The 21,087-nt window shown below is 70.6% G+C and carries 24 protein-coding genes and 1 pseudogene; 5 read left to right on the top strand and 20 right to left on the bottom strand.

Annotated elements, in window-relative coordinates; genetic code table 11:
• Window positions 1-271 precede the first annotated feature (271 nt).
• The 11 genes from ACIPEK_RS27095 to ACIPEK_RS27145 all read right to left on the bottom strand — a co-directional run bounded on the left by ACIPEK_RS27095 (window position 272) and on the right by ACIPEK_RS27145 (window position 10,785).
• On the bottom strand, window positions 272-556 hold the full coding sequence (locus ACIPEK_RS27095) for a hypothetical protein (RefSeq protein WP_402000957.1): 285 nt from the start codon (window positions 554-556) through the stop codon (window positions 272-274).
• 78 nt (window positions 557-634) lie between these two features.
• Window positions 635-1,078 (bottom strand): DUF6333 family protein, encoded by a 444-nt coding sequence (locus ACIPEK_RS27100; protein WP_402000960.1) that lies wholly within the window; start codon window positions 1,076-1,078, stop codon window positions 635-637.
• 57 nt (window positions 1,079-1,135) lie between these two features.
• Window positions 1,136-2,830 (bottom strand): IclR family transcriptional regulator C-terminal domain-containing protein, encoded by a 1,695-nt coding sequence (locus ACIPEK_RS27105; RefSeq protein WP_402000963.1) that lies wholly within the window; start codon window positions 2,828-2,830, stop codon window positions 1,136-1,138.
• Window positions 2,831-3,020: 190 nt separating this feature from the next.
• Window positions 3,021-4,199 (bottom strand): 4-hydroxybenzoate 3-monooxygenase, encoded by a 1,179-nt coding sequence (locus ACIPEK_RS27110; RefSeq protein WP_402000966.1) that lies wholly within the window; start codon window positions 4,197-4,199, stop codon window positions 3,021-3,023.
• Window positions 4,200-4,204: 5 nt separating this feature from the next.
• Window positions 4,205-5,377, bottom strand: a complete 1,173-nt coding sequence (gene pcaD / locus ACIPEK_RS27115) for a 3-oxoadipate enol-lactonase (protein WP_402000968.1) — start codon at window positions 5,375-5,377, stop codon at window positions 4,205-4,207.
• A 59-nt stretch (window positions 5,378-5,436) separates the two neighbouring features.
• Window positions 5,437-6,843 carry a 3-carboxy-cis,cis-muconate cycloisomerase gene (gene pcaB / locus ACIPEK_RS27120; protein ID WP_402000971.1) on the bottom strand — a complete coding sequence of 469 codons (1,407 nt, stop codon included), beginning with the start codon at window positions 6,841-6,843 and terminating at the stop codon, window positions 5,437-5,439.
• Entirely contained in the window at window positions 6,830-7,396 is a 567-nt protein-coding gene (gene pcaG / locus ACIPEK_RS27125) for a protocatechuate 3,4-dioxygenase subunit alpha (protein ID WP_402000974.1), read from the bottom strand. The genes pcaB and pcaG overlap by 14 nt, the downstream gene beginning before the upstream one ends.
• Window positions 7,396-8,166 carry a protocatechuate 3,4-dioxygenase subunit beta gene (pcaH, locus tag ACIPEK_RS27130; protein ID WP_402000977.1) on the bottom strand — a complete coding sequence of 257 codons (771 nt, stop codon included), beginning with the start codon at window positions 8,164-8,166 and terminating at the stop codon, window positions 7,396-7,398. The genes pcaG and pcaH overlap by 1 nt, the downstream gene beginning before the upstream one ends.
• A gap of 11 nt (window positions 8,167-8,177) precedes the next feature.
• Window positions 8,178-9,368: a thiolase family protein gene (locus ACIPEK_RS27135; RefSeq protein ID WP_402000980.1), complete on the bottom strand. Its 1,191-nt coding sequence runs from the start codon at window positions 9,366-9,368 to the stop codon at window positions 8,178-8,180.
• On the bottom strand, window positions 9,365-10,021 hold the full coding sequence (locus tag ACIPEK_RS27140; protein WP_402000983.1) for a CoA transferase subunit B: 657 nt from the start codon (window positions 10,019-10,021) through the stop codon (window positions 9,365-9,367). The genes ACIPEK_RS27135 and ACIPEK_RS27140 overlap by 4 nt, the downstream gene beginning before the upstream one ends.
• On the bottom strand, window positions 10,021-10,785 hold the full coding sequence (locus tag ACIPEK_RS27145; protein ID WP_402000986.1) for a CoA transferase subunit A: 765 nt from the start codon (window positions 10,783-10,785) through the stop codon (window positions 10,021-10,023). The genes ACIPEK_RS27140 and ACIPEK_RS27145 overlap by 1 nt, the downstream gene beginning before the upstream one ends.
• A 271-nt stretch (window positions 10,786-11,056) precedes the next feature.
• Between ACIPEK_RS27145 and ACIPEK_RS27150 the strand changes: the two genes are divergently transcribed.
• The gene (locus ACIPEK_RS27150; RefSeq protein ID WP_402000989.1) at window positions 11,057-11,407 is read left to right on the top strand and encodes a hypothetical protein; all 351 of its coding nucleotides are present in this window, start codon (window positions 11,057-11,059) and stop codon (window positions 11,405-11,407) included.
• 187 nt (window positions 11,408-11,594) lie between these two features.
• Here the strand turns inward: ACIPEK_RS27150 and ACIPEK_RS27155 are convergent, their stop codons facing one another.
• The 4 genes from ACIPEK_RS27155 to ACIPEK_RS27170 form a co-directional block, all read right to left on the bottom strand.
• A complete protein-coding gene (locus ACIPEK_RS27155; RefSeq protein ID WP_402000992.1) occupies window positions 11,595-12,128 on the bottom strand; it encodes a transcriptional regulator in 534 nt (177 codons plus the stop codon).
• 47 nt (window positions 12,129-12,175) lie between these two features.
• Window positions 12,176-13,687, bottom strand: a complete 1,512-nt coding sequence (locus ACIPEK_RS27160; RefSeq protein WP_402000995.1) for an FAD-dependent oxidoreductase — start codon at window positions 13,685-13,687, stop codon at window positions 12,176-12,178.
• 581 nt (window positions 13,688-14,268) lie between these two features.
• Window positions 14,269-14,715, bottom strand: a complete 447-nt coding sequence (locus ACIPEK_RS27165; protein ID WP_383071931.1) for an SRPBCC family protein — start codon at window positions 14,713-14,715, stop codon at window positions 14,269-14,271.
• 712 nt (window positions 14,716-15,427) lie between these two features.
• Complete coding sequence (locus ACIPEK_RS27170; RefSeq protein WP_402001140.1) at window positions 15,428-15,733, bottom strand: GNAT family N-acetyltransferase; 306 nt, start codon at window positions 15,731-15,733, stop codon at window positions 15,428-15,430.
• On the opposite strand from ACIPEK_RS27170, the gene ACIPEK_RS27175 reads away from it, so the two are divergent.
• Window positions 15,635-15,913, top strand: coding sequence for a hypothetical protein (locus ACIPEK_RS27175; RefSeq protein ID WP_402001146.1), 279 nt, complete (start codon window positions 15,635-15,637; stop codon window positions 15,911-15,913). The two genes, ACIPEK_RS27170 and ACIPEK_RS27175, sit on opposite strands and share 99 nt — an antisense overlap.
• Window positions 15,914-16,191: 278 nt before the next feature.
• Here ACIPEK_RS27175 and ACIPEK_RS27180 read toward each other — a convergent pair whose 3' ends face one another.
• The 5 genes and pseudogenes from ACIPEK_RS27180 to ACIPEK_RS27200 all read right to left on the bottom strand — a co-directional run bounded on the left by ACIPEK_RS27180 (window position 16,192) and on the right by ACIPEK_RS27200 (window position 19,224).
• The gene (locus ACIPEK_RS27180; RefSeq protein ID WP_402000998.1) at window positions 16,192-16,563 is read right to left on the bottom strand and encodes a YybH family protein; all 372 of its coding nucleotides are present in this window, start codon (window positions 16,561-16,563) and stop codon (window positions 16,192-16,194) included.
• A 144-nt stretch (window positions 16,564-16,707) separates the two neighbouring features.
• A complete protein-coding gene (locus tag ACIPEK_RS27185) occupies window positions 16,708-17,034 on the bottom strand; it encodes a hypothetical protein (protein WP_402001001.1) in 327 nt (108 codons plus the stop codon).
• Window positions 17,035-17,109: 75 nt separating this feature from the next.
• A complete protein-coding gene (locus ACIPEK_RS27190) occupies window positions 17,110-17,823 on the bottom strand; it encodes an SDR family NAD(P)-dependent oxidoreductase (protein WP_402001004.1) in 714 nt (237 codons plus the stop codon).
• 225 nt (window positions 17,824-18,048) lie between these two features.
• Window positions 18,049-18,321 (bottom strand): annotated as a pseudogene (locus ACIPEK_RS27195) (LysR family transcriptional regulator); the annotation flags it as partial.
• A gap of 282 nt (window positions 18,322-18,603) precedes the next feature.
• Window positions 18,604-19,224 carry a TetR/AcrR family transcriptional regulator gene (locus tag ACIPEK_RS27200; RefSeq protein ID WP_402001007.1) on the bottom strand — a complete coding sequence of 207 codons (621 nt, stop codon included), beginning with the start codon at window positions 19,222-19,224 and terminating at the stop codon, window positions 18,604-18,606.
• Between the two features lie 183 nt (window positions 19,225-19,407).
• Here ACIPEK_RS27200 and ACIPEK_RS27205 point away from each other — a divergent pair, with 183 nt between their 5' ends.
• The 3 genes from ACIPEK_RS27205 to ACIPEK_RS27215 all read left to right on the top strand — a co-directional run bounded on the left by ACIPEK_RS27205 (window position 19,408) and on the right by ACIPEK_RS27215 (window position 21,030).
• Window positions 19,408-19,623 carry a hypothetical protein gene (locus ACIPEK_RS27205; RefSeq protein ID WP_402001010.1) on the top strand — a complete coding sequence of 72 codons (216 nt, stop codon included), beginning with the start codon at window positions 19,408-19,410 and terminating at the stop codon, window positions 19,621-19,623.
• Between the two features lie 40 nt (window positions 19,624-19,663).
• Window positions 19,664-19,837, top strand: a complete 174-nt coding sequence (locus ACIPEK_RS27210; protein WP_402001013.1) for a hypothetical protein — start codon at window positions 19,664-19,666, stop codon at window positions 19,835-19,837.
• A 230-nt stretch (window positions 19,838-20,067) separates the two neighbouring features.
• Window positions 20,068-21,030 (top strand): hypothetical protein, encoded by a 963-nt coding sequence (locus ACIPEK_RS27215; RefSeq protein ID WP_402001016.1) that lies wholly within the window; start codon window positions 20,068-20,070, stop codon window positions 21,028-21,030.
• Window positions 21,031-21,087: the final 57 nt, after the last annotated feature.

Consider the following 21,087-nt stretch of genomic DNA (forward strand, 5'->3'; position numbering starts at 1 on the left):
CCGTGCCGAGTAGACGTCAGCAGCCCACATCAGGTTCCCTTGCGACGCCACCGCAGTCTGTCGAACGAACGGTGTACCACCGGAGTCCCTATCGCCGACGCGGAGATGGCGGCCCTGCCGCGGACCCGGCACGCATGCCACGGCGACTGGAACCATGCCCTGCACCCGCAGCCATGCCTGCCGTCCCGGCGTCCCGGGCTCCACAGGAGCCGGCCCCGCAGTGGGATCGCCCTGTCGGGGTTCCTCGCATCCGCGTAGTCGTGCTTGAGGGTCAGGCCGGCCTCCAGCAGGACGCGCCCGGCGTCGGCCTTGGCGAACTCCTTGTCCGGATCACGTCGGGGCGGATCGGGTCGAGGCTGACCCAGAACTTGTCCGGGGTCAGGGCGAGCCAGGTGAAGAAGGCGTCCGAGGCGAGCTGGAGCTTGGCGTCACCGCCGTAGCCGGGGTTCTCGTCCGGGTCCTTGACGTAGTCGGCCCTCATGGAATGGTAGAGGCCCCTGCCCTTGACAGGGGAGCCGACGTAGTTGATCTCCAAGGTGGAGATCCTGTTGTCCATACCGGGGGTGAGCCGGTCGGGGGTTCCGGAGGTAGGGCGGCATGGCCCCGCCAACTCGCTTTTTTCGGATCGGTACGGTCAGAACTCGTCGAACTCGCCGATCCAGGTGTCTTCCAGGTCGCCTGTGGTCCCTTCGGTGTGCCGGACGCGGAACACGGACAGTGTGCGGCCCTTGCGGAGCAGCGGGGTGACGCGCTGGAGGGCGAGCCGCGTAAGACCTTCCCAGGAGAAGGACCCGGGGTCGGCGTCCAGGTCGATGCCCTGTCGTTCCAGGGCATCGGGGCTGATACCGAACGCGCCAATGACGTCGTGCGGGGTGCCTTCGCGGTCCCAGTCCTCTTCTCCGCTCCAGCCTGCGGCGAACAGGCGTGCCCCGTCCGGGTGGTAGATCACGTGGGTGCCGTAGGCCACGTTGTGATCGATCCTCGCCGAGCCGATGATGACCGCTCCGGGGAAGCGCTCGGCCGCCACGCACGACGACTGCGCGGTGGTCTGCTGCTTCCATTCATGGGCGGCAACCATGTCAATGATGTGGTCAAGGCCGCAGCGACACAAAGGGGATCGTGAGCCAAGGAGCCGTCAGGGGATCGCGAGCCGGACCCGTTCCGTCACGACCGCCAGGTCCTCCTCGATCGCGGCAGCCGCCGCCGTGAGCGCGGGCAGCACCGCTTGCCGCACATCGTCCAGGGTGCCCCGGCTGGCGTGGGTGGAGACGTTCACGGCGGCTACCACCCGGCCGGTACGGTCGTGCATCGGGACCGCGATCGACCGCAGGCCCTCCTCCAGCTCCTGGTCCACCAGGGCGTGACCGTCCCGTCGCGCCTGCGCCACGGCCCCGGCGAGATCGGCGGCATCGACCCGGGTGAACGAGGTCAGCGGCCGCACCGAGGCGCGGGCCAGCCGCTCGGCCGCCTCCTGCTCGGGCAGACCGGCCAGCAGCACCCGGCCCATGGAGGTGGCGTACGCGGGGAAGCGGGTGCCGACCGTGATGTTGACGCTCATGATGCGTACGGTGTGCACCCGGGCGACGTACATGATGTCGTCGTCGGCCAGCACCGCGACGGACGCCGAGTCGTGCACCTGCTCCATCAGCCGGGCCAGATGGGGCTGCGCGATCTCCGCGAAGGTCAGCTGGGAGAGCCGGGCGTAGCCCAGTTCCAGCACCGTGGGCAGCAGCGTGAAGCGGCGCCCCTCGCCGGCAGGGGCCGCGTACCCCAGCTGCTGGAGGGAGAGCAGTGCCCGGCGGGCGGTGGCGCGGGCCAGGCCGGTGACCTCCGCAACGCCGGACAGGGTGAGCCCACCGGGTGTCGATCCCAGGGCGGTGAGCACGGCCAGTCCCCGGGTCAGCGACTGCAGGAATTCCGGACCCAGCTCTGCCTTCGTGGCGCGTGAGGTGTCCGGGCCGCCGGGTGCGTGCGGCGTGGCCGTCGGTGCGGGGGAGGCCAGTGCCGCTTCCATCCGCGCCGCGTACTCCCGCAGCCGGGGCAGGGCGTGCTCGGCCAGCGACCGAGCGCTGTGCCTGCTGGTGTGACTGACCACGCTGAGCGCACATACGGTGCTGCCGTCGGGCGCGTGGACGGGGACCGCGACGGCTACCAGGCCGGGCTCGATCAGCTGGTCGTCGGCGGCCCAGCCGGCGTCCCGGGCGTCGGCCACCCGCTGCCGGAAGGCCGACTCCACCTCGTCGGGGGCCGGTGGCGCCGGGCGGGGAGGAACGGCGGGGAAGCCGGCGTCGCGGGGGTCCTCGCGCAGCCGGGTACGCCAGGCCGCTTGCTGCTCGGGGCTCCAGTCGGCGGCGAAGAGGGCGCCCGGGGCGCAGCGCTCGACGGGCAGCAGGTCGCCGATCCGGAAGGCCAGCGCCATGGTGCGTCGCCGGGTGGACTGGCTGATGAACCGCACCCCGGTGCCGTCCGGTACCGCGAGGGAGACCGACTCGTCGAGCTCGTCGGCCAACGCGACGGCGAGCGGTTCCAGGGCGTCGGGGAGACCGGAGCAGGCGAGGTAGGCATTGCCCAGCTCCATCAGGCGCGGCGCGAGCAGCACGTCGCGGTCGTCCTCGATGCGCAGATATCCCAGGTGGGTGAGGGTGGTGACGATGCGGTCGACGGTGGAGCGGGCCAGGCCGGTGGCGCGGACCAGATCGCCGGGACGCATCCGTGGTCCGGGGCGGGCGGCCAGGGCGCGCAGCACGGCCAGACCGCGCTCCAGAGGTCCGACCGGGTCGCCGCCGGGTTCTGCGGCGTTCGCCTTGGATGCGGTCGCGGCATGCGGCATGCGGTCCTCCTCGTCGAGCCTCCGGGGTGTGCGGAAACCGTACCCGCCGGACCCTTCGGCCGCGCGAGGCGGTCGGGCCCTGCGCTCCCGCTTCGCCTGCGCCGACATGATGACCGGCGCCCGGTCTCCGGCAACGCCGGCGGTGCGTGGCCCTCTTCGGGCCCCGCACCGCCGCTGTGTCAGCAGGAGTTCAACCGATGTGAAGGCCCGCGTAGTTCTCGGCCAGCTCCGCGGCCGCGTGCCGGGACGACGAGACGCGGTCCAGCTGGGAGACCTGGAGCCGGGTCTCGAATGCGCTCTGACCCGGGTCGGTGTGCAAGGTCGTCGTCATGAAGTACGAGAAGTGCTCCGCGCGCCACACCCGGCGCAGACAGGTGTCCGAGTACTCGTCGAGCAGCTCGGCGGAGCCGCTGTCCTTCAGATGGGCGAAGGCCCGGGCGAGCACGACGACGTCGGACACAGCGAGGTTGAGCCCCTTGGCACCGGTGGGCGGCACGATGTGCGCGGCGTCACCGGCCAGGAAGATCCGGCCCCAGCGCATGGGCTCGGTGACGAAGCTGCGCATCGGCAGCACTGCCTTGGAGGTGATCGGGCCGCGTGCGAGCCGCCAGTCGCCGTCGGTCGCGAAACGGGCGTCGAGTTCGTCCCATATGCGGTCGTCCGGCCAGTCGGCCGGGTCGGTGCCGTTCGGGACCTGCAGATACAGCCGGCTGACCGTGGTCGAGCGCATGCTGTGCAGGGCGAAGCCGCGCGGCGAATGGGCGTAGATCAGCTCGTCGCAGGACGGCGGGACATCGGCCAGGATGCCGAACCACGAGTAGGGGTAGACCCGCTCGAAGGTGCTCATGACACCGTCCGGGACCGCCCCGCGGGTCACGCCGTGGAATCCGTCGCAGCCCACGACGTAGTCGCAGCTGAGCGTCCTGTCCTTGCCCTGGTGGGTGTAGTGGATGACGGGCCGGTCCGTGTCGGCTCCGGCGACCGCGTTCACCTGGGCCTGGAACAACAGCGGGGCGCCGTCCGCCACCTGAAGGGCGATCAGGTCCTTGACGACCTCGGTCTGGGCGTACACCCACACCTTGCGGCCGCCGGTGAGCGACGGGAAGTCGATGCGCTGTGACCGGCGGTCCCAGCGCAGCTCGATGCCGTCGTGGACCAGACCCTCGCGGTCCAGTCGCTCGCCCGCGCCGGACTTCCGCAGCACGTCGACCGTGCTCTGCTCGAGGATGCCTGCGCGCTGGCGCTGCTCGACGTAGGTGCGGTCCCAGCTCTCCAGAACGACGCAGGCGATGCCGGAGTTGTGCAGGAGCCGGGCGAGCAGCAGCCCCGCGGGGCCGCCGCCGATGATGCCGACGGTGGTGTGGTCCATGGCGGTCAGTTCTCCTCTTCGAGAATGCGGTTCGCGATGGCGAAAGCGGCGTTCGCCGCGGGCACGCCGCAGTAGACGGCCGACTGGAGCAGGACTTCCTGGATCTCCTCGGGGGTGAGACCGTTGCGCCGCGCGGCCCGCACATGCATGGCCAGTTCCTCGTGGTGGCCGTGGGCCACCAGCGCGGTGAGGGTGATGCAGCTGCGGGTTCTGCGGCTCAGTCCGGGCCGGGTCCAGATCTCGCCCCATGCGTAGCGGGTGATGAAGTCCTGGAAACCGGCGGTGAAGTCGGTGGTGCGGGTGATCGCCCGGTCGACGTGCTCGTCGCCGAGCACGGCGCGGCGCACGGCCATACCGGCGTCGTGCCGGGAGGCGTCGTCGGCAGGCGATGCGGCATCGGCCGCGAAGTGTCCCAGCAGTGCGGCCAGGACGGGCACCGGACGCTCGATGTTGGCGAGGTGCGCGGCGTGCGCGACCTCGGTCAGGGCCGCGCCGGGGATGCCGTCGGCCAGCTCGCGGGCGTGCGCGACGGGCGTCGCCAGGTCCTCGCGGCCCGCAACGACCAGGGTCGGCGCGGTGATACGAGGCAGCTCGGCGCGCAGGTCGAGGCCGGCGAGTGCCTGGCAGAGCCCGGCGTAGGCCCCGGGGTCGGCCGCGGACAAGTCGTCGGCCATCGCCCGGGCGGCCGGGGAGGCCGCGTAGGACGGGGTGAACCAGCGGGCGGGGGCGGTCTCCGCGACCGGGCCGGTGCCCTCGGCGCGTACCAGCGCCGCACGGTCGGACCAGCCCTCCGGCTGACCGAAGCGGGCCGAGGAGCAGAGGATCGCGAGCGAGCTGACCCGCTCGGGGTGGTGCACGGCGAGCCAGGTGCCGACGGCGCCGCCGAGCGAGATGCCGGCGTAACCGAACTCCTCGATGCCGAGCGCGTCGGCGAGGCCGAGGACCAGCTGTCCGAGGTCGGCGACGGTGCCGCCGTCGGGCAGCAGGCCCGCCGGGGAGCCGCCGTGGCCGGGCAGGTCCCAGCGCACCACTCGGTGGGTCCGGGCCAGCGACGGGGTCTGCGGGTCCCACACGGCCAGCGAGGTGCCGAGCGAGGGGCCCAGGATCAGCGGCGGGGCGGATTCCCGGCCGTCCACGCGGTGGTGCAGCAGATGCTGCGTGGGGGCAGAAGTGGTCATGCGGTCTCCTCGTGCTGAGTGTGCGGGGCCGCCCGGCGCCGTCGATATCTGACGCTGCATCAGGTCGGGTTCCGGGCGGCGCCGGTGCGGCGCAGGGCGCGGTCCACGAGGGCGCCCGCGGAGCCCGCGTACTGCGTCGGGTCGGTCAGTTCGCGCAGCCGGTCCTGCGGAAGGACACGGGCGATGTCGGGCTCCTCCCGGAGGGCCTCGTCGAGTTCCACGCCCTGCTCGACGGCGCGGCGGGAGGCCCGGGAGAGCGCCTGCCCGGCCTCGCCCCGGCCGATCAGCGCCGCCAGCACCGCGGCGAGCCGCTCGCTGATGATCAGGCCGTCGGTGGCGTCGAGGTTGTCCCGCATCCGGCGCGGATGGACGCGCAGGCCTTCGGCCAGTTCGGCGGCGTCACGGGCGGCTCCGCCGACGAGACGCAGGGCCTGCCGCAGGGGCTGCCACTCGGCGTGCCAGGCGCCGGCCGGGCGCTCGTCCTCGGCGGCGAGCCCGGCGTAGAGCACGGACACGAGGGCGGGGACCTGTCGGGCCGTGGCGGCGATCAGCGTGGCGCGGACCGGGTTGGCCTTGTGCGGCATGGCGGAGGATCCGCCGCCGCTGCCCTCGCCGAGTTCGCCGATCTCCGTACGGGACAGCAGCAGGACGTCGGCGGCGAACTTGCCGAGTGCCCCGGCGGTGAAGGCGAGGGCGCCGCCCAGGTCGGCGACGGGGGTGCGCAGGGTGTGCCAGGGCAGCATGGGCTCGGCCAGTCCGGTCTCGGCGGCGTAGCCGGCGAGCAGCCGCAATCCCAGGTCCGGGCCGAGGTCCGGGCCGACGGCCTCGGCGAACGTGTGGAAGGCCGCCAGGGTGCCGGCCGCTCCGCCGAGTTGTGCGGGCAGCGCTGCCCGCACAGCCGCGAGGCGTTCGTGGGCATCGAGCACCAGCGAGCGCCAGCCGGCGGCCTTGAGGCCAAAGGTGGTGGGCACGGCGTGCTGGGTGAGGGTGCGTCCGGCGATCGGTGTGTCGCGGTGCTCGGCGGCGAGCCGCGCCAGGACGTCGGCCGCGCGTCCGAGGTCGGCGAGAACGGGCTCCAGGGCGCGGGCGGCGACCAGCATGGCGGCCGTGTCCAGGATGTCCTGGCTGGTGGCGCCGCGGTGCACATGGGCGGCGGCCTGCCGGTCGCGCTCGGCGACGGCAGTGGTCAGGTCGGCGACGAGCGGGATGACGGGGTTGCCGCCGGAGCGGGCGCGCAGCGCGAGATCCCGGACGTCGTAGCGGGCGGTCTCGGCGGCCGCCGCCGTGACGGCCTGCGCCGCCGCGGCGGGCGCGAGGCCCAGCGCGGCCTGGGCGCGGGTCAGCGCGGCTTCGGCATCAAGCATCGCGCGGACGTAGGCGGCGTCGCCGGTGGCGGTTTCGACCGGTGATCCGGCCTGCCCCGGGGAGAGCAGACCGAGGTCCTCGGCGGGGTCAGTCGAAGGCAAGGAAGACCGTCTCCTCGTGCTCACCGTCACCCTGCAGCCGGATGTCGAAGCGGTGAAGTCGCTCCCCGTGGGCGACGGCGAGGAGTGTGGCGCGGCGCGCGGGCTCCAGGCCGGCCAGCAGCGGGTCGGCCGCGGTGTCGGTCAGGCCGGGCAGGTAGATCCGGGTGTGCAGATGGTGCAGCAGACCACGGGCGAAGACGATCACGGAGAGGTAGGGGACGCCGCCGGGCGGCAGCGTACGCAGCTCGTAGTGGCCGTCCGCGTCGGTCCCGACGCGGCCGAAGCCGGTGAAGCCGACGTCGGTCCGGCCGATGACCGCTCCGGTGACGGGGTCGCGGCGCAGCGAGCCGGGCTCGCCGCGGCGTGAGCCGTCGGGTGCGGGCTGCCAGATCTCGATGAGGGCGTCGGGGACGGGAGCCCCGCCGCCGTCGTGGACGTAGCCGTGGACGGTAAGGGCATCAGGGTGTCCGGCGGGCGCGATCTCGCCGCCCTTGGCGAAGGGCAGCGCGTAGCCGTAGAACGGGCCCACGGTCTGCGACGGGGTGGTGGACATCAGCGGCCCTCCTCGATCCAGGTGGCGGCCGGACCGTCGAGGACGATGTCCCAGCGGTAGCCGAGCGACCATTCGGGGGTGGACAGGTCGTGGTCGTACGTCGCGACGAGCCGCCGACGCGCGGAGTCGTCGGTGACGGACTGGAGGATGGGGTCGTAGGCGAAGAGCGGGTCCCCCGGAAAGTACATCTGGGTGATCAGCCGTTGGGTGAAGGCGTTGCCGAAGAGCGAGAAGTGGATGTGGGCAGGACGCCAGGCGTTGACGTGGTTGCGCCAGGGGTAGGCGCCCGGCTTGACGGTGACGAACTCGTACGCGCCCTGATCGTCGGTCAGGCAGCGACCGACGCCGGTGAAGTTGGGGTCGAGCGGGGCGGGGTGGTCGTCGCGCTGATGCGCGTAGCGGCCCGAGGCGTTGGCCTGCCAGACCTCGACCAGCTGGCCGCGCACCGGGCGGCCGTCGCGGTCCAGGACCCGGCCGGTGACCCTGATCCGCTCGCCGAGCGGATCGCCCCGGTGCCGACGGGTCAGGTCGTGGTCGAGGGCGGTGACATCGGTGACACCGAAGACCGGGCCGGAGAGCTCCACGGCCTCGGGGTCGTGCAGGGCGACCAGCGGCTTGCCGGGGTGGCGCAGGACGCTGCTGCGGTACGGGGCGTAACCGCGGTCGGGGTGGCTGCGCTCGGGCGCGCCGGCGGCCACGGCCTTGGCGTAGGCCTCGCGCCGCTCGGCTATCTCCGCGGAGATCCGACCTTGGGTCAGAGGGGTGGTCATACGGGTGTTTCCTACCTTTCCAGGACCAGGGCGAGGCCCTGTCCGACGCCGATGCACAGGGCGGCGAGGCCGGTTCCGGAGCCCGCGGCGGCGAGCTGGTGGGCGACGGCTCCGGCGATACGGGCACCGGAGGCACCGAGCGGGTGGCCGATGGCGATGGCTCCGCCGCGCGGGTTGACGACCGCGGGGTCGAGACCGGGCCATTCGGCCAGACAGCCCAGGGACTGGGCGGCGAAGGCCTCGTTGAGTTCGAACGTGGTCAGGTCGCCGAAGCCGCGGCCGGCCCTGGTCAGGGCCTTCCTGACGGCCTCGACGGGGCCGAGGCCGAAGTGCTGCGGCTCAACGGCGGTGACGCCCGAGGCGCGGACGCGTGCCAGCGGCTCACGGCCGGTGGCCTTCAGACCCTCCTCGTCCACGAGCAGCAGCGCGGCGGCGCCGTCGTTGAGCGGCGAGGCGTTGCCGGCGGTGACCGTACCGTCCGGGCGGAAGACGGGCTTCAGCCCGGCCAGCGACTGTGGCGAGGTGTTGTCCCGAATGGTCTCGTCGCGGGTGAGGCCGACGCCCTCGACAGGCACGACCTCGCCGTCGTACAGGCCGTTCCTCCAGGCGCGGGCGGCCTTCTCGTGGCTCGCCACGGCGAAGGCGTCCTGCTGCTCGCGGGTGATGCCGTACCGGTCGGCGATCAGTTCGGCGCCCTCACCGAGCGGGACGGTCCACTGCGGCTCCAGACGCTTGTTGACCATGCGCCAGCCGATCGTGGTGGAGAACAGCTCCTGATGGCCGGCCGGGAAGGCACGCGAGGGTTTGGGCAGCACCCAGGGGGCGCGGCTCATCGACTCCACGCCGCCCGCGACGGCGACCGAGGCGTCGCCGACCGCGACGGCGCGGGCGGCCTGGATCACGGCTTCGAGACCGGAGGCGCACAGCCGGTTGACGGTGCTGCCCGGCACGGTGACGGGCAGTCCGGCGAGCAGCACGGCCATCCGGGCGACATTGCGGTTCTCCTCACCGGCGCCGTTGGCATTGCCGAAGATGACGTCGTCGATCCTGGCCGGGTCCAGGTCCGGCGTACGGGCCAGCAGGGACCGCAGCACTTCGGCGGCGAGGTCGTCCGGGCGCACGTCGGACAGGGCGCCCCCGTACTTGCCGACCGGGGTACGGACGGCGTCGACGATGTAGACATCGCGCAGCTGACGGGTCATCGTGCGCTCCCTTCGACGGCCGCGGCGATCCGGACCGGGGCGGCGGTCAGGCGCTGGATCTCCTCGGTGGTGACGCCCGGGGCACTCTCCACCAGGACGAGGCCGTCGTCGGTGACGTCCAGGACGCCGAGGTCGGTGATGACGCGGTCGACGCAGCTCCGGCCGGTGAGCGGCAGTGTGCACTCCTCGACGATCTTCGGGCTGCCGTCCTTGGCGGTGTGAGTCATCGTCACGATGACCCGCCGGGCCCCGTGCACCAGGTCCATGGCCCCGCCGATGCCGGTGACCAGCTTGCCGGGAACGGCCCAGTTGGCGAGGTCGCCACGGGCGGAGACCTGCATGGCGCCCAGCACGGCGGTGTCGATGTGGCCGCCGCGGATCATCCCGAAGGAGAGCGCCGAGTCGAAGAAAGAGGCACCGGGCAGGACGGTGACGGTCTCCTTGCCGGCGTTGATCAGGTCCGGGTCGACCTCGTTCTCGTAGGGGAACGGGCCGGTGCCGAGGATGCCGTTCTCCGACTCCAGGACGACCTGGACATCGGTGGGGAGGTGGTTGGGGATCAGCGTGGGCAGCCCGATGCCGAGGTTCACGTACTCGCCGTCGCCCAGCTCGCGGGCCGCGCGGGCGGCCATCTCGTCTCGCGTCCAGGCCATCAGGCCGACACCTTCCGGGTCGTGCGCTTCTCGATCTTCTTGTCCACGGCCTGTCCGGCAGTGAGCTCCACCACCCGCTGGACGAAGATGCCCGGCAGATGGACCTGGTCCGGGTCGATCTCGCCCGGCTCGACCAGTTCCTCGACCTCGGCGATCGTGATCCGGCCCGCCATGGCTGCCAGCGGATTGAAGTTGCGGGACGACTTGTTGAAGACCAGGTTGCCGTGCCGGTCCCCCCTGGCTGCCCGGACCAGTGCGAAGTCGGTGGTGATACCCCGCTCCAGCACGTACTCGACACCGTCGAACACGCGGGTCTCCTTGCGCGGCGATGCCACCGAGACCCCGCCCGTGCCGTCATAGCGCCAGGGCAGTCCGCCGTCGGCGACCTGGGTGCCGACGCCGGCCGGCGTGAAGAAGGCGGGGATGCCGCAACCGCCGGCGCGCAGCCGCTCGGCCAGGGTGCCCTGGGGGATGAGCTCGACCTCCAGCTCACCGGCGAGGTACTGCCGCGCGAATTCTTTGTTCGCGCCGATATAGCTGCCCGTGACCCGGGCGATCCGGCCCGCCGAAAGCAGGACCGCGAGACCGGAGTCCATCGCGCCGCAGTTGTTGGAAACCACGCCCAGTCCGCCGACTCCGGTGTCGAACACCGCCTGGATCAGCGTGTTCGGTACGCCGCTGAGGCCGAAGCCACCGACCGCGAACGACGCGCCGTCGTGGACATCTGCCACGGCCTCTGCGGCCGAGGCGACCACCTTGTCCATCCGCCCGCCTTTTCGTGTTCGCCAGATGAACTTAAGTTCATATTGCTCCTTCATTCTGATCCTCCGGCACCCGGTTCGTCAACGGCTCCGGACATCGCGGTTTCCAGGCAGGCGCACCCGCCGCATCGAACGGACGCGCCCGCGGGACGCCCGGCGTCGGCTGGGGTTCCACGAGCGCGTCCGATCGCGTCACTCGCGAGGTGGGGAGGGGTGGGGCGTCAGCCGATCGCACCGGACAGCGCCGAGGACTGCCGCAGCAGACCCGCGCCGGGTGCGACGCGCCATCGGCACCAGGCAGATCGCGACCGCGCCCAGCACGGCGGTGACGGCGGAGGCGGTGAATCCGCAGGCCGGCGTTGCCGCCCTCGATGACGGCGCCGCCGAGCCAGGGGCCGACGACCGCGCCGGTGCGGCCGATGCCGGTGACCCGGCCGAGGCCGGTGGCCCGCTGGGCGGGTGCGTACACGGTGGAGGTGGCCGAATACGCCATGGCCTGGGTACTGAAGAGCCACGCTGTCCTGCGGCGCGCAGCCCGGTGTCGCAGACCGGGACGGGCACCGGTCTGCCGGAATCCCGTGTTGAATGCGGCGGGCCGACCATGATCCGCCGCTACATCATCTAATGGGCACTGAAGCGGACGCAGCGCCCAGCAGGGCGAACGTTGCCCGACGCGGCAGTCTTCGAGGTCGTCACGCGTTGAAACGAGGCTTCTCAGCCCCTGCGACAGCATGACGGGCACGAGCTGTCGGGATGAGGGTCTGGGCGTCGTGCGTCCACCAGCGTCTGCGTTGCCGACGGCTGCCCAAGGATCAGAGACCAGCCGACGGCGGGCCGAGGTGGTCGTGCAGTGCCCGGTGGCCGGTGGCGGTTACGGCGAGCGCGCGTGTCGTGCCGATCCGCGTGATCCAACCGACGGTGAGTGCGTGGCCGCACAGGGCGGCACCCACGGCGCCGGCCAGGTGGGGGCGGCGCTCGGTCCAGTCCAGGCACGCACGCACCAGCGGCCGGCGCGAGCCGCTCGGCACGGTGATACGGACCTCGGCCAGCCAGGCCGCACCCCCACCGGTCAGACCCGGCTCGGGCCCCCACTCCAGTAGCCCGCGCCCGACCATCGCGTCGGTGATCGCCAGCGCGACGGCGCCGGCCAGATGGTCGTAACACAGCCGTGCACGGGCGAGTGCCTGCTGACGGCCGGAGGCTGACAGCGAAGGTGGTCGGGCAGCCTGCTGTGGGGCCAGCGCGGCGAGGCTCTCGATCAGCTCGACCACCCTGTGGTCGGCCACCCGCAGGTAACGGTGGCGTCCGTGCCGCTCCTGCTCACCCGCATGCAGAAGGGCACGCACCCCGGGGCGACCTGGGCACGGTGGCTGGTCACGGTCGGTAGGGGCTGTCAGTACGCGTTCATCGTGAGGACCAGGAGTCGACGTAGAACGGACGGCGGGAATGGCGCCGCCCGGTCGATCAACCCCGCATAGAACTCCAACCACTTGGACTGGTTGAAGGCGACTGCGGCGGTGATGCGCCCGCGGTAGCCGTAGGCGGCGACGAACCTGCGCTGGGCCACCGATCCCTGGGCGATGACGAGCTGGTCGGCATAGGTCGGAACGCCGACCGACTTGATCTCGGTGCCGAACTGAGTCGACCAGAACTCCGGCAGTGCCAGGTGCGGCCATCGTTCGCCCTCGGCGCTGATCATGTTGTGTGCGGCGATCTGCGCCTGCGCGACGGCGTTGCCCCAGTGCTCCAGGGAGAGGTACTGGTAGTCGTAGACGGGGTGCGGGCAGCGGGCCACGTCGCCCGCGACGAACACATCGTCGGTGACGACGCCGTTGACGTCGACAGCGCGGCAGCCCGCATCGCACGCCACACCCCATACACCTGCCGCCAGTCCCGAGCCTTCCAGCCATTCGACGTTGCGGACGCTGCCGAGCGCGACCACCACCACATCGACGTCCAGGACGCTGCCGTCGGACAGGCGGGCCTGCCGCAGCCGCCCGGCCCCGTCGCCTTCCAGCGCCTCGATCTGAACCCCGCACCGCAGATCGACCCCGTGGTCACGCTGCATCTGCGCCGCGACGCCGCCGATCACCGCGCCCAGCGCCCCAACCAGCGGGGTCAGGCCCCGCTCCGCGACAGTCACCGGCACATCCAGCTCGCGGCAGGCGGAGGCGACCTCACAGCCGGTGAAGCCGCCACCGATGACCAGCACCCGGCCGGGTCGTGCTGCCAGCCGCTGCCGCAGCCCTTCCGCGTCGGCCGGGGTGCGCAACACGAACAGCCCGTCGAGCCCGGCCTCTGCCTCATTCGGCCACGGGCGGGCCCGCACCCCGGTGGCTATGAGCAACCGGTCGAACCCCATCCTTTCGCCGTCGGCCAGGACCACCTGCTTGCCGCCCAGGTCAAGCCCCGTGGCCGCGACCCCCAACCGCCAGTGTGCGTCGAACTCCTCGCGGCGGGGAAGCGCGGTCCGACGCGCATCAACCTGCCCCATGAGGGCCTGCTTGGACAGCGGCGGCCGGTCATAAGGGGGATCAGGCTCGTCCCCGATCACGGTCAGCGGGCCAGTGAAGCCGTCCCGGCGCAGTACCAGTCCAGCCCGCAGCCCAGCCAGAGACGCCCCGACAATGACGATTCTGCCGGTCCGCTTGCACGCCTCCTCAGAGCGTGGGGCGGCCACCTGCGCCCCGGGCCCGGGCTGTCGGTGCCCGGCGTCCTCACGGTCGAGGAAGATGGCCTGGACCGGGCAGGCCGCCGCTGCTCGCGCGATCTTCTCCCGCTGCGTGTGATCCGGATCCGGGTCGTACAGCAGCGCCTCGTCCCCGCGTATCGCGAACACATCAGGCGCCGCAAAAGCACACTGGGCGTATCCCTGGCACCGCGTAAGATCCACAACAATCTTCATGTGGACGCCCCTTCCGACACCCTACGGGTCGGCTGTTTCGTCCCACGCCCTCGCACGGACACCACCACGTCTGCTCTTTCAGTGGATCACGGCACACCCGAGACCGCATCCGGCCGCAGACCAGCAGTCACGTCTCGTAGTCGTTGCGCACCGCATCCCGAACTTGCGCGTCCAGTGCGCATCGACCGCCGACAACGCGCGTCAGATCGCGGACCCTGCAGCGGGTCCACCGGCCCCGGGCGGCAGCTGTCCCATCAGCAGGTCCGCGAATGGCGAATTCACCTTTGACACACCGCAGTACGACAGCGGCGGGGGACGGCCCCTATAGCAAGGCCCAGATCTGGTGTCGGTACCTGAGGGCCGAGCCGATGCCCGAAGTGTGGGGATGCCGCAGGGCATCCCCTGGGGCAAGTCATGTTGTCGTACTCGAATCATCCGTCGAACTAGGTCGCTCACCTGGGAATTCGCTGGACGCAGGGGCAGACTTCGTCTGATCACGCGCTCCGGCCAAGGTGCGCGACCCAGCGCCGCGGATGAGCTTGGACGAGAGCTGATCCGCGGCGGGTGTTCTGCAAGGTGCATCAAGCACTTCCGCCATGCTCGCGCATCGCGATCCGGGCCAGCTTCGTCAGCATCATGCCGTTGCGGACCGCGACGATGTAATCCACGGGGAGTCCGTGCATCCGAGTGCCGGGGCCCCGGAGGGGGTGCCAGTCGAGAACGAAGAGGGTGTTCTCGCCCCAGGGGATCAAATTCATGGCGATGCGGGCTGCGCCGAGAGGATCTGCCTTGGCTTCCAGTTCGAGGCGGTGTTGCGGTTCGCAGATGCGGACGACGCAAGTGTCGTCGAGGGTCAGGGGGCCGGCACCGACTCGGACTTTCAGGCGGGCGCCTACTTCTGGCCAATGCGGGTCCGCGGCGAGGACCTGCTGGGTTCCCGTCACCCACTCCCCGTAGCGCTGGCCGTTGGACAGCAGGCCCCAGACCTCGGACGGCGAGCTCAGGATCAGACGGCAGTTCCGGGCCACGCTGATCACGTTCTTTCTGGAGGATGAGGGATAAGGGAGATGCTGCCGGTCATGGCTCCTCCGGGATGAGGCCGTCCGGCACAGCAGGCGCCGGGCAGCCCTGAAGCCGGCGCGAACCTGGCGATGGGTCAGCCGGTATGCGCAGATCGCCTGGCGGGCCGCTTCATGGCCGCTAGTGTGGGGTGACCAGTCGGGCGTGCCGTGGAACTGCGGGAAATCCTCAACGGTTTCCGCTTTCGCCACACCATGGATGAACTCCGCCCTTCGCACGGCCCAGCGAATGGTTGCTTCGATGAGTCCGAGCCGTCGACTCCGACAACGATGACCCCTGGCTTCTCAGGCTGGTCAGCCGTGGTCATCCTCGGCTCGACGGCTGGGCGCCGCGGCCGCACCGGGTTCCTGGTCCGGCCGCCCACGGGCTTGGCCTCCAGCCTCATGCCGACCGCACCACCTGCACAATCGGACAGGTCCATACGGGGCTGAGCCGAACCGGATTCCGTAGCAGTTCTGAAGTCGGGCGTGATCGCCTCAGCAGATGGGAAGCGCACGTCTGATGCCCGCCCCGGAAGTATCCCGACGAACTGCGTGAGCGAGTCGTCGTCGTCCGGGCTGGCCGGTCTTCGGGCGGCGAACCTGGGTCCTGGCGCCGTCGATCCGCTGGGCCGCACGGGCCCATTGAGACGACACATCCGATGAACTCGTGCGGTCCGCTTCAGCTCACGGGCCACGGGTGCATCCGCTCGGTCTGCGGCCGGCAGAGGTAGAACAGCTCGGGGTCGCCCTCGTCGAGGCCGTGGAGAAGGCCGACCGGGCTCCATCCGGCTCGTTGGAGCAGTCGCTGCATCGGCTGGTTGGAGATGTTGGTCGAGGTGAAGAGCTTCGGGGTCGTGCACGAGGCAGCCACGGAGTCCAGCAACCGATGACCAACGCCTCTGCCGCGGGCCGATGGGGCCACCATCAGCATCGGGACGAAGCCCTGTTCGAAGAACGTGTACTCAACCACGCAGTAGCCAAGCAGGCCAGACGCGTCCTCCGCTACGACCACCAGGCCCTGCTGGCACCACCTTCGGATGCTCGCCTGTCGCCCGACGTCACCGTCGACCGCGACCGCGTCGATCCCAACCAGCGCCTCCGACTCCGACTCACTCGCGCGGCGCACAACGAACTCGCCGAGGTCCACCGCATCGTCCATCCCTGAACAGCCCGCGCCGGGCACCGGCCCTCCCGCCCACGGGCAGCGTCGCCGGCACCGGCTGCCACGGCGCGGGACTCACCGCCTTACTGGTGACCGCCGGCGAGCAGGCCGTCGAGGTCTGCCGCCGCAAGCGGCCACCGGTCCGCGGAGTCCGCAAGGCGGACAGGCACGACGCCATCCGAGGATTTCGATGAGGCGCATGGTTCATCCGACGGTGTGCTTGCGCACTACCGGTTCGCCGTAAACATCTGTGGAGCCTCTGCCCGAGAGGTCGGACGTGGCTAATCGAGGCGGGAGACCTGGTAGTGGCTGATGTGCCAGCCCTCCTCCGCGCGCTGTACAAGCACAACGAGCTTGACACCCAGTGTGGGCCGGTCGGTGAACGAGAAGTCGACACTCAGGTAGCCGAGCACGAAGTTGTCGGCGGGCTGCCTGGTTTCGAGAATCCGATACGCGACTGTCATCCCGAGAGGCTGGGAATCGTAGTAGTCGGCGATGCCCTGTCTCCCGACGCTGTAAGGGCGCAGCCCCTGGAAAATCGCGTCCTCGGTGAAGCAGGAGGCGACCTCTTGCGGCTCGTGCCCGTCAACGGCTGCTTTCCACCGGTCGAGGACGCCGTGCAGGATCGCTTTGCTGTCTGTCGTGCTGTTCATCAGGGTTTCTCCCGTCGAGTGGAATCGGGGTGCACAACTGCTGGGCCAGGCCGGTCACGATGGCGGCCGCCAGTGCGGCCGTCCCGCGCCGGAATTGCGTGCCGGCCGACCGGTCTTTCTCCGGCATCGGATGTGGCGGCGGGCTCATCGAGGAGCCGGTGCCGGCGATGACCGATGCGCCACCAGGTCGCCCAGCGTCGCGGCCGGGTCCTGGCCGGCGCTGTCGATGCGTTCGGGGGCACCCGTCTCCTCGGCGAGCTGCTCCTTCTCGGGGACGCGGGCGATGGCGGCGACACGGTGGCCGAGTCTGTGGGCGTATTGCAGGGCCAGGTGGCCCAGTCCGCAGATACCCCCGCATGGCCTCCAGGGCGCCGTCTCGTGTGGCCACCTGATGAAGGGCATGAAAGCCGTCAGGCCCGCGCACTGCAGCGGCGCGGCTTCGACGGCGGTCAGGCCGCCGTGTATGTGCACGAGTTCGTCGGCCCACGAGGGGGCGACTTCGGAGTAGCCGCCCTCGGTGGTGGTCCCCGTCTGCTGCCTGCGGTATCAGTGACCGGCGCTCATTCCGCCGTCGACGTGGAGAATCTCGCCGGTGACGAACGGGGCGTTCTCCAGGTAGACCACCGCGTCGACGATGTCGCTCACCTCACCCATCCGGCCGACCGGGTGCAGGGCGGCGAGGGCCTGGTGGGTCTCGTCGGGGTGCATGGGGGTCTTGATGGTCCCAGGGGAGACGGCGTTGGTGCGGATGCCACGGGTGGCGTACTCGATGGCGAGGGACTTGGTGGCGGACTGCAGACCGCCCTTGGTCAGCGAGGCCAGCACGGAGGGGACGTTGGAGTCGGCGTTGTCGACCAGGCTGGTGGTGATGTTGACGATATGGCCGCCGCCCTGGGCGAGCATGTGCGGGATGGCCAGCTGGGTGATGCGGAAGAACCCGGTCAGGTTCACGCCGGTAACGGAGGCGAACTCGTCCTGGGTGTATTCGGTGAAGGGCTTGGCGACGAAGAGTCCCGCGTTGTTGACGAGAGTGTCGATCCGGCCGAAGCGCTCGACGCCCGCCGCGATCACGTGTTCGGCGGTGGCGGGGTCGGCGATGTCGCCCTGCACGGTCACGATGTCGGCGTCGTCTGCGGGGGCGATCGTGCGCGAGGTGGCGACGACGGCGTATCCGAGCTGCCGGTAGGCATTGACCAGACCGGCGCCGATGCCCTGCGACGCGCCGGTGATGACTGCGACCTTCTGGCCTTGAGAGCTCATGATGACCTTCTCCGAAACGAGGTTGAGGATTTCGTCGACCGATCACTAGCCGACCGGTCGCCTATTTGGAAGCTATGTGTCGGACGGGACGAAGTCAAAGATCAACGGAGTCGATTCCAGGACCGGCTTGCTCATAGCTGGCAGGCGTGACCTCCCGGCCCGCGTCAGCAGGCGTCGGCGCAGTGAATTCCCCGGCCTCGTCCGGTGGGGGAGCGGGGTTGCCTGGCGCCGGTGCGGGGCGCCGTCGGGCAACCAGGCGCCCGGGGCATGGATGCCGAAGTCACCGCCGCCGTCGCAGAGGGCGTCGACGACGGCCAGGACCGTGTCGGCGCGCCAGACCAGGGACCAGGTCCAGTAGTCCTGCGGCGCCACGACCGGGCGCTGAACCAGGTCGGGCGGCAGCGGAGTGGATTGGCCCTTGGGCGAGTTGATGACCGGGCGAGTGCTGCGACGGACGTGGTCGAAGAAGGCCGGGCCGGTGATGCCGCCGTCGGAGAGATCCTTGGCCCCCTGGGCGTCGCTCCACTGCCCCGGCACGGTTGCCACCAGGCCCTGATCCTGGCGGTCCTCGTGGTTCTCGCCGCCGCCGTTGCCGCCGCCTTCCTGTGGATCGGCTTCCCGCGCCACAGGACCGTCATGCGGAGTACCGTCTCCGGACGGCAGCCCGCACTGGCAGAAACCGCTCCGGTTCGGACCGATCGCCCCCGTCCCCCTATGGTCTGATGGTCCGTTGGCGCCTGCCGTCCAGCCCCTTCTACTGCCTGCCGCGCCGGGCGGGCATCAGATGCCGGCCGGAGCCACCTGCGGTGCGCGAGCACCGAGCAGGGCCAGACAGTTCGCCCACAGAGGGCTGAGGCGTTGGGTGTTGTTGTAGAGCTTGGCGAACAGGACCTGGCCCTCAAGCTGGGCGACGACGGACCGCGCTGCTTCCAGGGTGTCCGTCACGGTCACCTCTCGGCGTTCAAGAGCCTCGGTGATGACCGAGTCGACCATCTCGACCTGTGCGTCGAAGATGTCCTGCAGTCGGATGCGGACGGTCTCGGTCTGATTGCTCATCTCCAGGGTGAGGTTCCCGAACAGGCACCCCGAGACGGTGCCGCAGCTCCGCTGGCCGGCGCGCTGGCCGGACTCCGTCACCTCGAAAAGCCGCCGCAGCCGGTGCAGTGGTTCTGCGTCACTGTTCAGGATGCTTGTCCATTCCCGCTTCTGGCCGGCCCAGTGCTCGTCGATGACGGCCAGAGCGAGAGCTTCCTTGGACTCGAAGAAGTAGTAGAAGCTGCCCTTGGGTACACCGGCCGTCTTGCAGATCTCGGCCACGCCCAAAGAGGAGTAACCGCGCAACTCGATGAGCGACTGTGCGGCGTTGATGATCTTCTCTTTGGCGTCACTGGTCCGTCCCATGCCGCGAGTGTACGACTGGTCAAACACTGTTTACTAGACCGGTCGACTATGTCGTTCTGGACCATGGTCGAGTGGCACCGATCGTGTGTCGCGCCTGGACCTGGTGGATATCTCTGTTCACGACCGCTGAGGAGAGGCTCCGTCGTGCAGCGGCTCGGGTCGTTGATCTCGTCTTCACCGACAATGACGCATACCTCCTCGACGCTGGTCAGGCCCGTCGTCGTGGCGAGACGTGCGATCCGGTCGCGCCTGGCCGTCGTCGGCATCACGGGTGTCGGCGCCGACGAGATGACCACGTACGCGTACTCGTGCATCGAGAAGGGCTGTGCCCGCTGGACCGGACCCGAAGAGGGCGCCGAGGAACGCGCTCGGCGCGCAGAGGGCCGGCACTCATGGTGATGCGCCTCGACATCGCCGCGGGCCGGGTCGTCTGCACCCAGTGCACGCTGTCTTCTATGTCATCGGCGCCGCCGTGCTGCACCCCCAGCACCTCGTCCCCGAGGGCAACGCAGTGATCACCACGCTGTCCCGTGTCTACACCGACACCATGGGGCCGTGGGCGCCATCAGACCGCTTCACCCACCCGCCCCGACTCGGTGCGAGCCGCCCGTAAACCGCCGCGAGCTGCTTGATATCTGTGCCTCGATGGGCCGCTCGCGGGCTGCATCCTCGTCAGCGAGGGGTCCGCGCCGCCGCCGAAGGGCGCCCGCAAAATTGGCGAGTACACGCCCATTGTCAGGGTCGTCACGAGGGAGTTACATGGTCCCTGCCTGCGAACGAAAGCGCTTTCTGCCGTCCGGGAGACCCCGGTCGGCTGCCCCTTCGCTGCCGCTGGGAGGCTGTATGACACCGCCCCGCACCAGACGCTACTCACTCGCCGTCGCCGCGCTCGCCGCGACCGCCTCGCTCGCCGCCGCCACGTTTCCGGCCCAGGCGGCCCGCCCCTGGGCCGCCCACACTCCGCTGCGAGCCCAGGCCGTGGCGGCGTACGACTTCGGACACCCGGACCCCGCCGACCCCGGTCGCGAGCAGGACATCGGGCGCTCCGGCACCACGCTCAGCCTGATCAACGGCGGTTCCGCGATGCGCGTGGCCGACGAGGCGTACCCGGGCGCTGCACCCGCTCTGCAGGTACGTCAGCAGAACCCGGCCACCGCGGGCAACGACGACTGGAAGGCCGGTGCCTGGGACGCCGAGGGCATGTCGTCCCTCGGGGCCTTCCGCAGTGCCCGGGGTGCCACCGTCATGGGCTGGTTCAAGATGACGGGCGACAATCCCGCCCTCAACTCCAACACGGCCAACCCGAGCGACCGCTACAACGCGATCGGGCTGGCCGGCGTACTGTCCGGAACCTCCGACGGTCACGCGGTGCGCGCGCTGCTCGAACTCATTCAGGTCAACGGCGAGTTGAAGCTGGTCGCGCTGGGGAGACGGCTGGACAGCGGTGCCTCCCAGACCTTCGCCGCCGACGCCCCCTGGGAAGAACTGCTGCCCCGCGGTGAATGGGTCCACCTGGCCGCGACGTTCGACTTCCGCGACGGCACCCTCGCCCTCTACCGCGACGGCAAGCCCCTGGACGGCTTCTACGTCACGCCGGGCGACCCCTGGGAACTCGCCACCACGCCGGCGCCCCACCGCGCCTCGCCCACCGATCCCCGCGGCATCAAGATCGGTGGCAGCTTCCCCCAGAACACCCGGGAGAACAACGCCTGCGACTGCCGCATGGACGACCTCCTGTTCCTGGACCGCCCGGTGCCGGCCGGAGCGGTGGCGGCGGAGTACCGGCGTATGACGCGGGACGACTGACCGTTCTCGCCCCTGGATCGTCCTTTCTCTACTTGTCGCGCCACCCCGAAGGGACCC

Source organism: Streptomyces sp. NPDC088246 (genome assembly GCF_044741025.1).
Taxonomy (GTDB): domain Bacteria; phylum Actinomycetota; class Actinomycetes; order Streptomycetales; family Streptomycetaceae; genus Streptomyces.

What these genes read in the sequence shown, in the direction of transcription:
- pcaH (WP_402000977.1), bottom strand. Translation starts at nt 8,166, where the DNA reads ATGACCACCCCTCTGACCCAAGGTCGGATCTCCGCGGAGATAGCCGAG.
- ACIPEK_RS27180 (WP_402000998.1), bottom strand. Translation starts at nt 16,563, where the DNA reads ATGAACAGCACGACAGACAGCAAAGCGATCCTGCACGGCGTCCTCGAC.
- ACIPEK_RS27205 (WP_402001010.1), top strand. Translation starts at nt 19,408, where the DNA reads ATGACGCATACCTCCTCGACGCTGGTCAGGCCCGTCGTCGTGGCGAGA.
- pcaG (WP_402000974.1), bottom strand. Translation starts at nt 7,396, where the DNA reads ATGTCCACCACCCCGTCGCAGACCGTGGGCCCGTTCTACGGCTACGCG.
- ACIPEK_RS27175 (WP_402001146.1), top strand. Translation starts at nt 15,635, where the DNA reads ATGACCAACGCCTCTGCCGCGGGCCGATGGGGCCACCATCAGCATCGG.
- ACIPEK_RS27160 (WP_402000995.1), bottom strand. Translation starts at nt 13,687, where the DNA reads ATGAAGATTGTTGTGGATCTTACGCGGTGCCAGGGATACGCCCAGTGT.
- ACIPEK_RS27135 (WP_402000980.1), bottom strand. Translation starts at nt 9,368, where the DNA reads ATGACCCGTCAGCTGCGCGATGTCTACATCGTCGACGCCGTCCGTACC.
- ACIPEK_RS27190 (WP_402001004.1), bottom strand. Translation starts at nt 17,823, where the DNA reads ATGAGCTCTCAAGGCCAGAAGGTCGCAGTCATCACCGGCGCGTCGCAG.
- ACIPEK_RS27100 (WP_402000960.1), bottom strand. Translation starts at nt 1,078, where the DNA reads ATGGTTGCCGCCCATGAATGGAAGCAGCAGACCACCGCGCAGTCGTCG.
- ACIPEK_RS27145 (WP_402000986.1), bottom strand. Translation starts at nt 10,785, where the DNA reads ATGGACAAGGTGGTCGCCTCGGCCGCAGAGGCCGTGGCAGATGTCCAC.
- ACIPEK_RS27110 (WP_402000966.1), bottom strand. Translation starts at nt 4,199, where the DNA reads ATGGACCACACCACCGTCGGCATCATCGGCGGCGGCCCCGCGGGGCTG.
- ACIPEK_RS27140 (WP_402000983.1), bottom strand. Translation starts at nt 10,021, where the DNA reads ATGGCCTGGACGCGAGACGAGATGGCCGCCCGCGCGGCCCGCGAGCTG.
- pcaD (WP_402000968.1), bottom strand. Translation starts at nt 5,377, where the DNA reads ATGACCACTTCTGCCCCCACGCAGCATCTGCTGCACCACCGCGTGGAC.
- ACIPEK_RS27095 (WP_402000957.1), bottom strand. Translation starts at nt 556, where the DNA reads ATGGACAACAGGATCTCCACCTTGGAGATCAACTACGTCGGCTCCCCT.
- ACIPEK_RS27105 (WP_402000963.1), bottom strand. Translation starts at nt 2,830, where the DNA reads ATGCCGCATGCCGCGACCGCATCCAAGGCGAACGCCGCAGAACCCGGC.
- ACIPEK_RS27200 (WP_402001007.1), bottom strand. Translation starts at nt 19,224, where the DNA reads ATGGGACGGACCAGTGACGCCAAAGAGAAGATCATCAACGCCGCACAG.
- ACIPEK_RS27215 (WP_402001016.1), top strand. Translation starts at nt 20,068, where the DNA reads ATGACACCGCCCCGCACCAGACGCTACTCACTCGCCGTCGCCGCGCTC.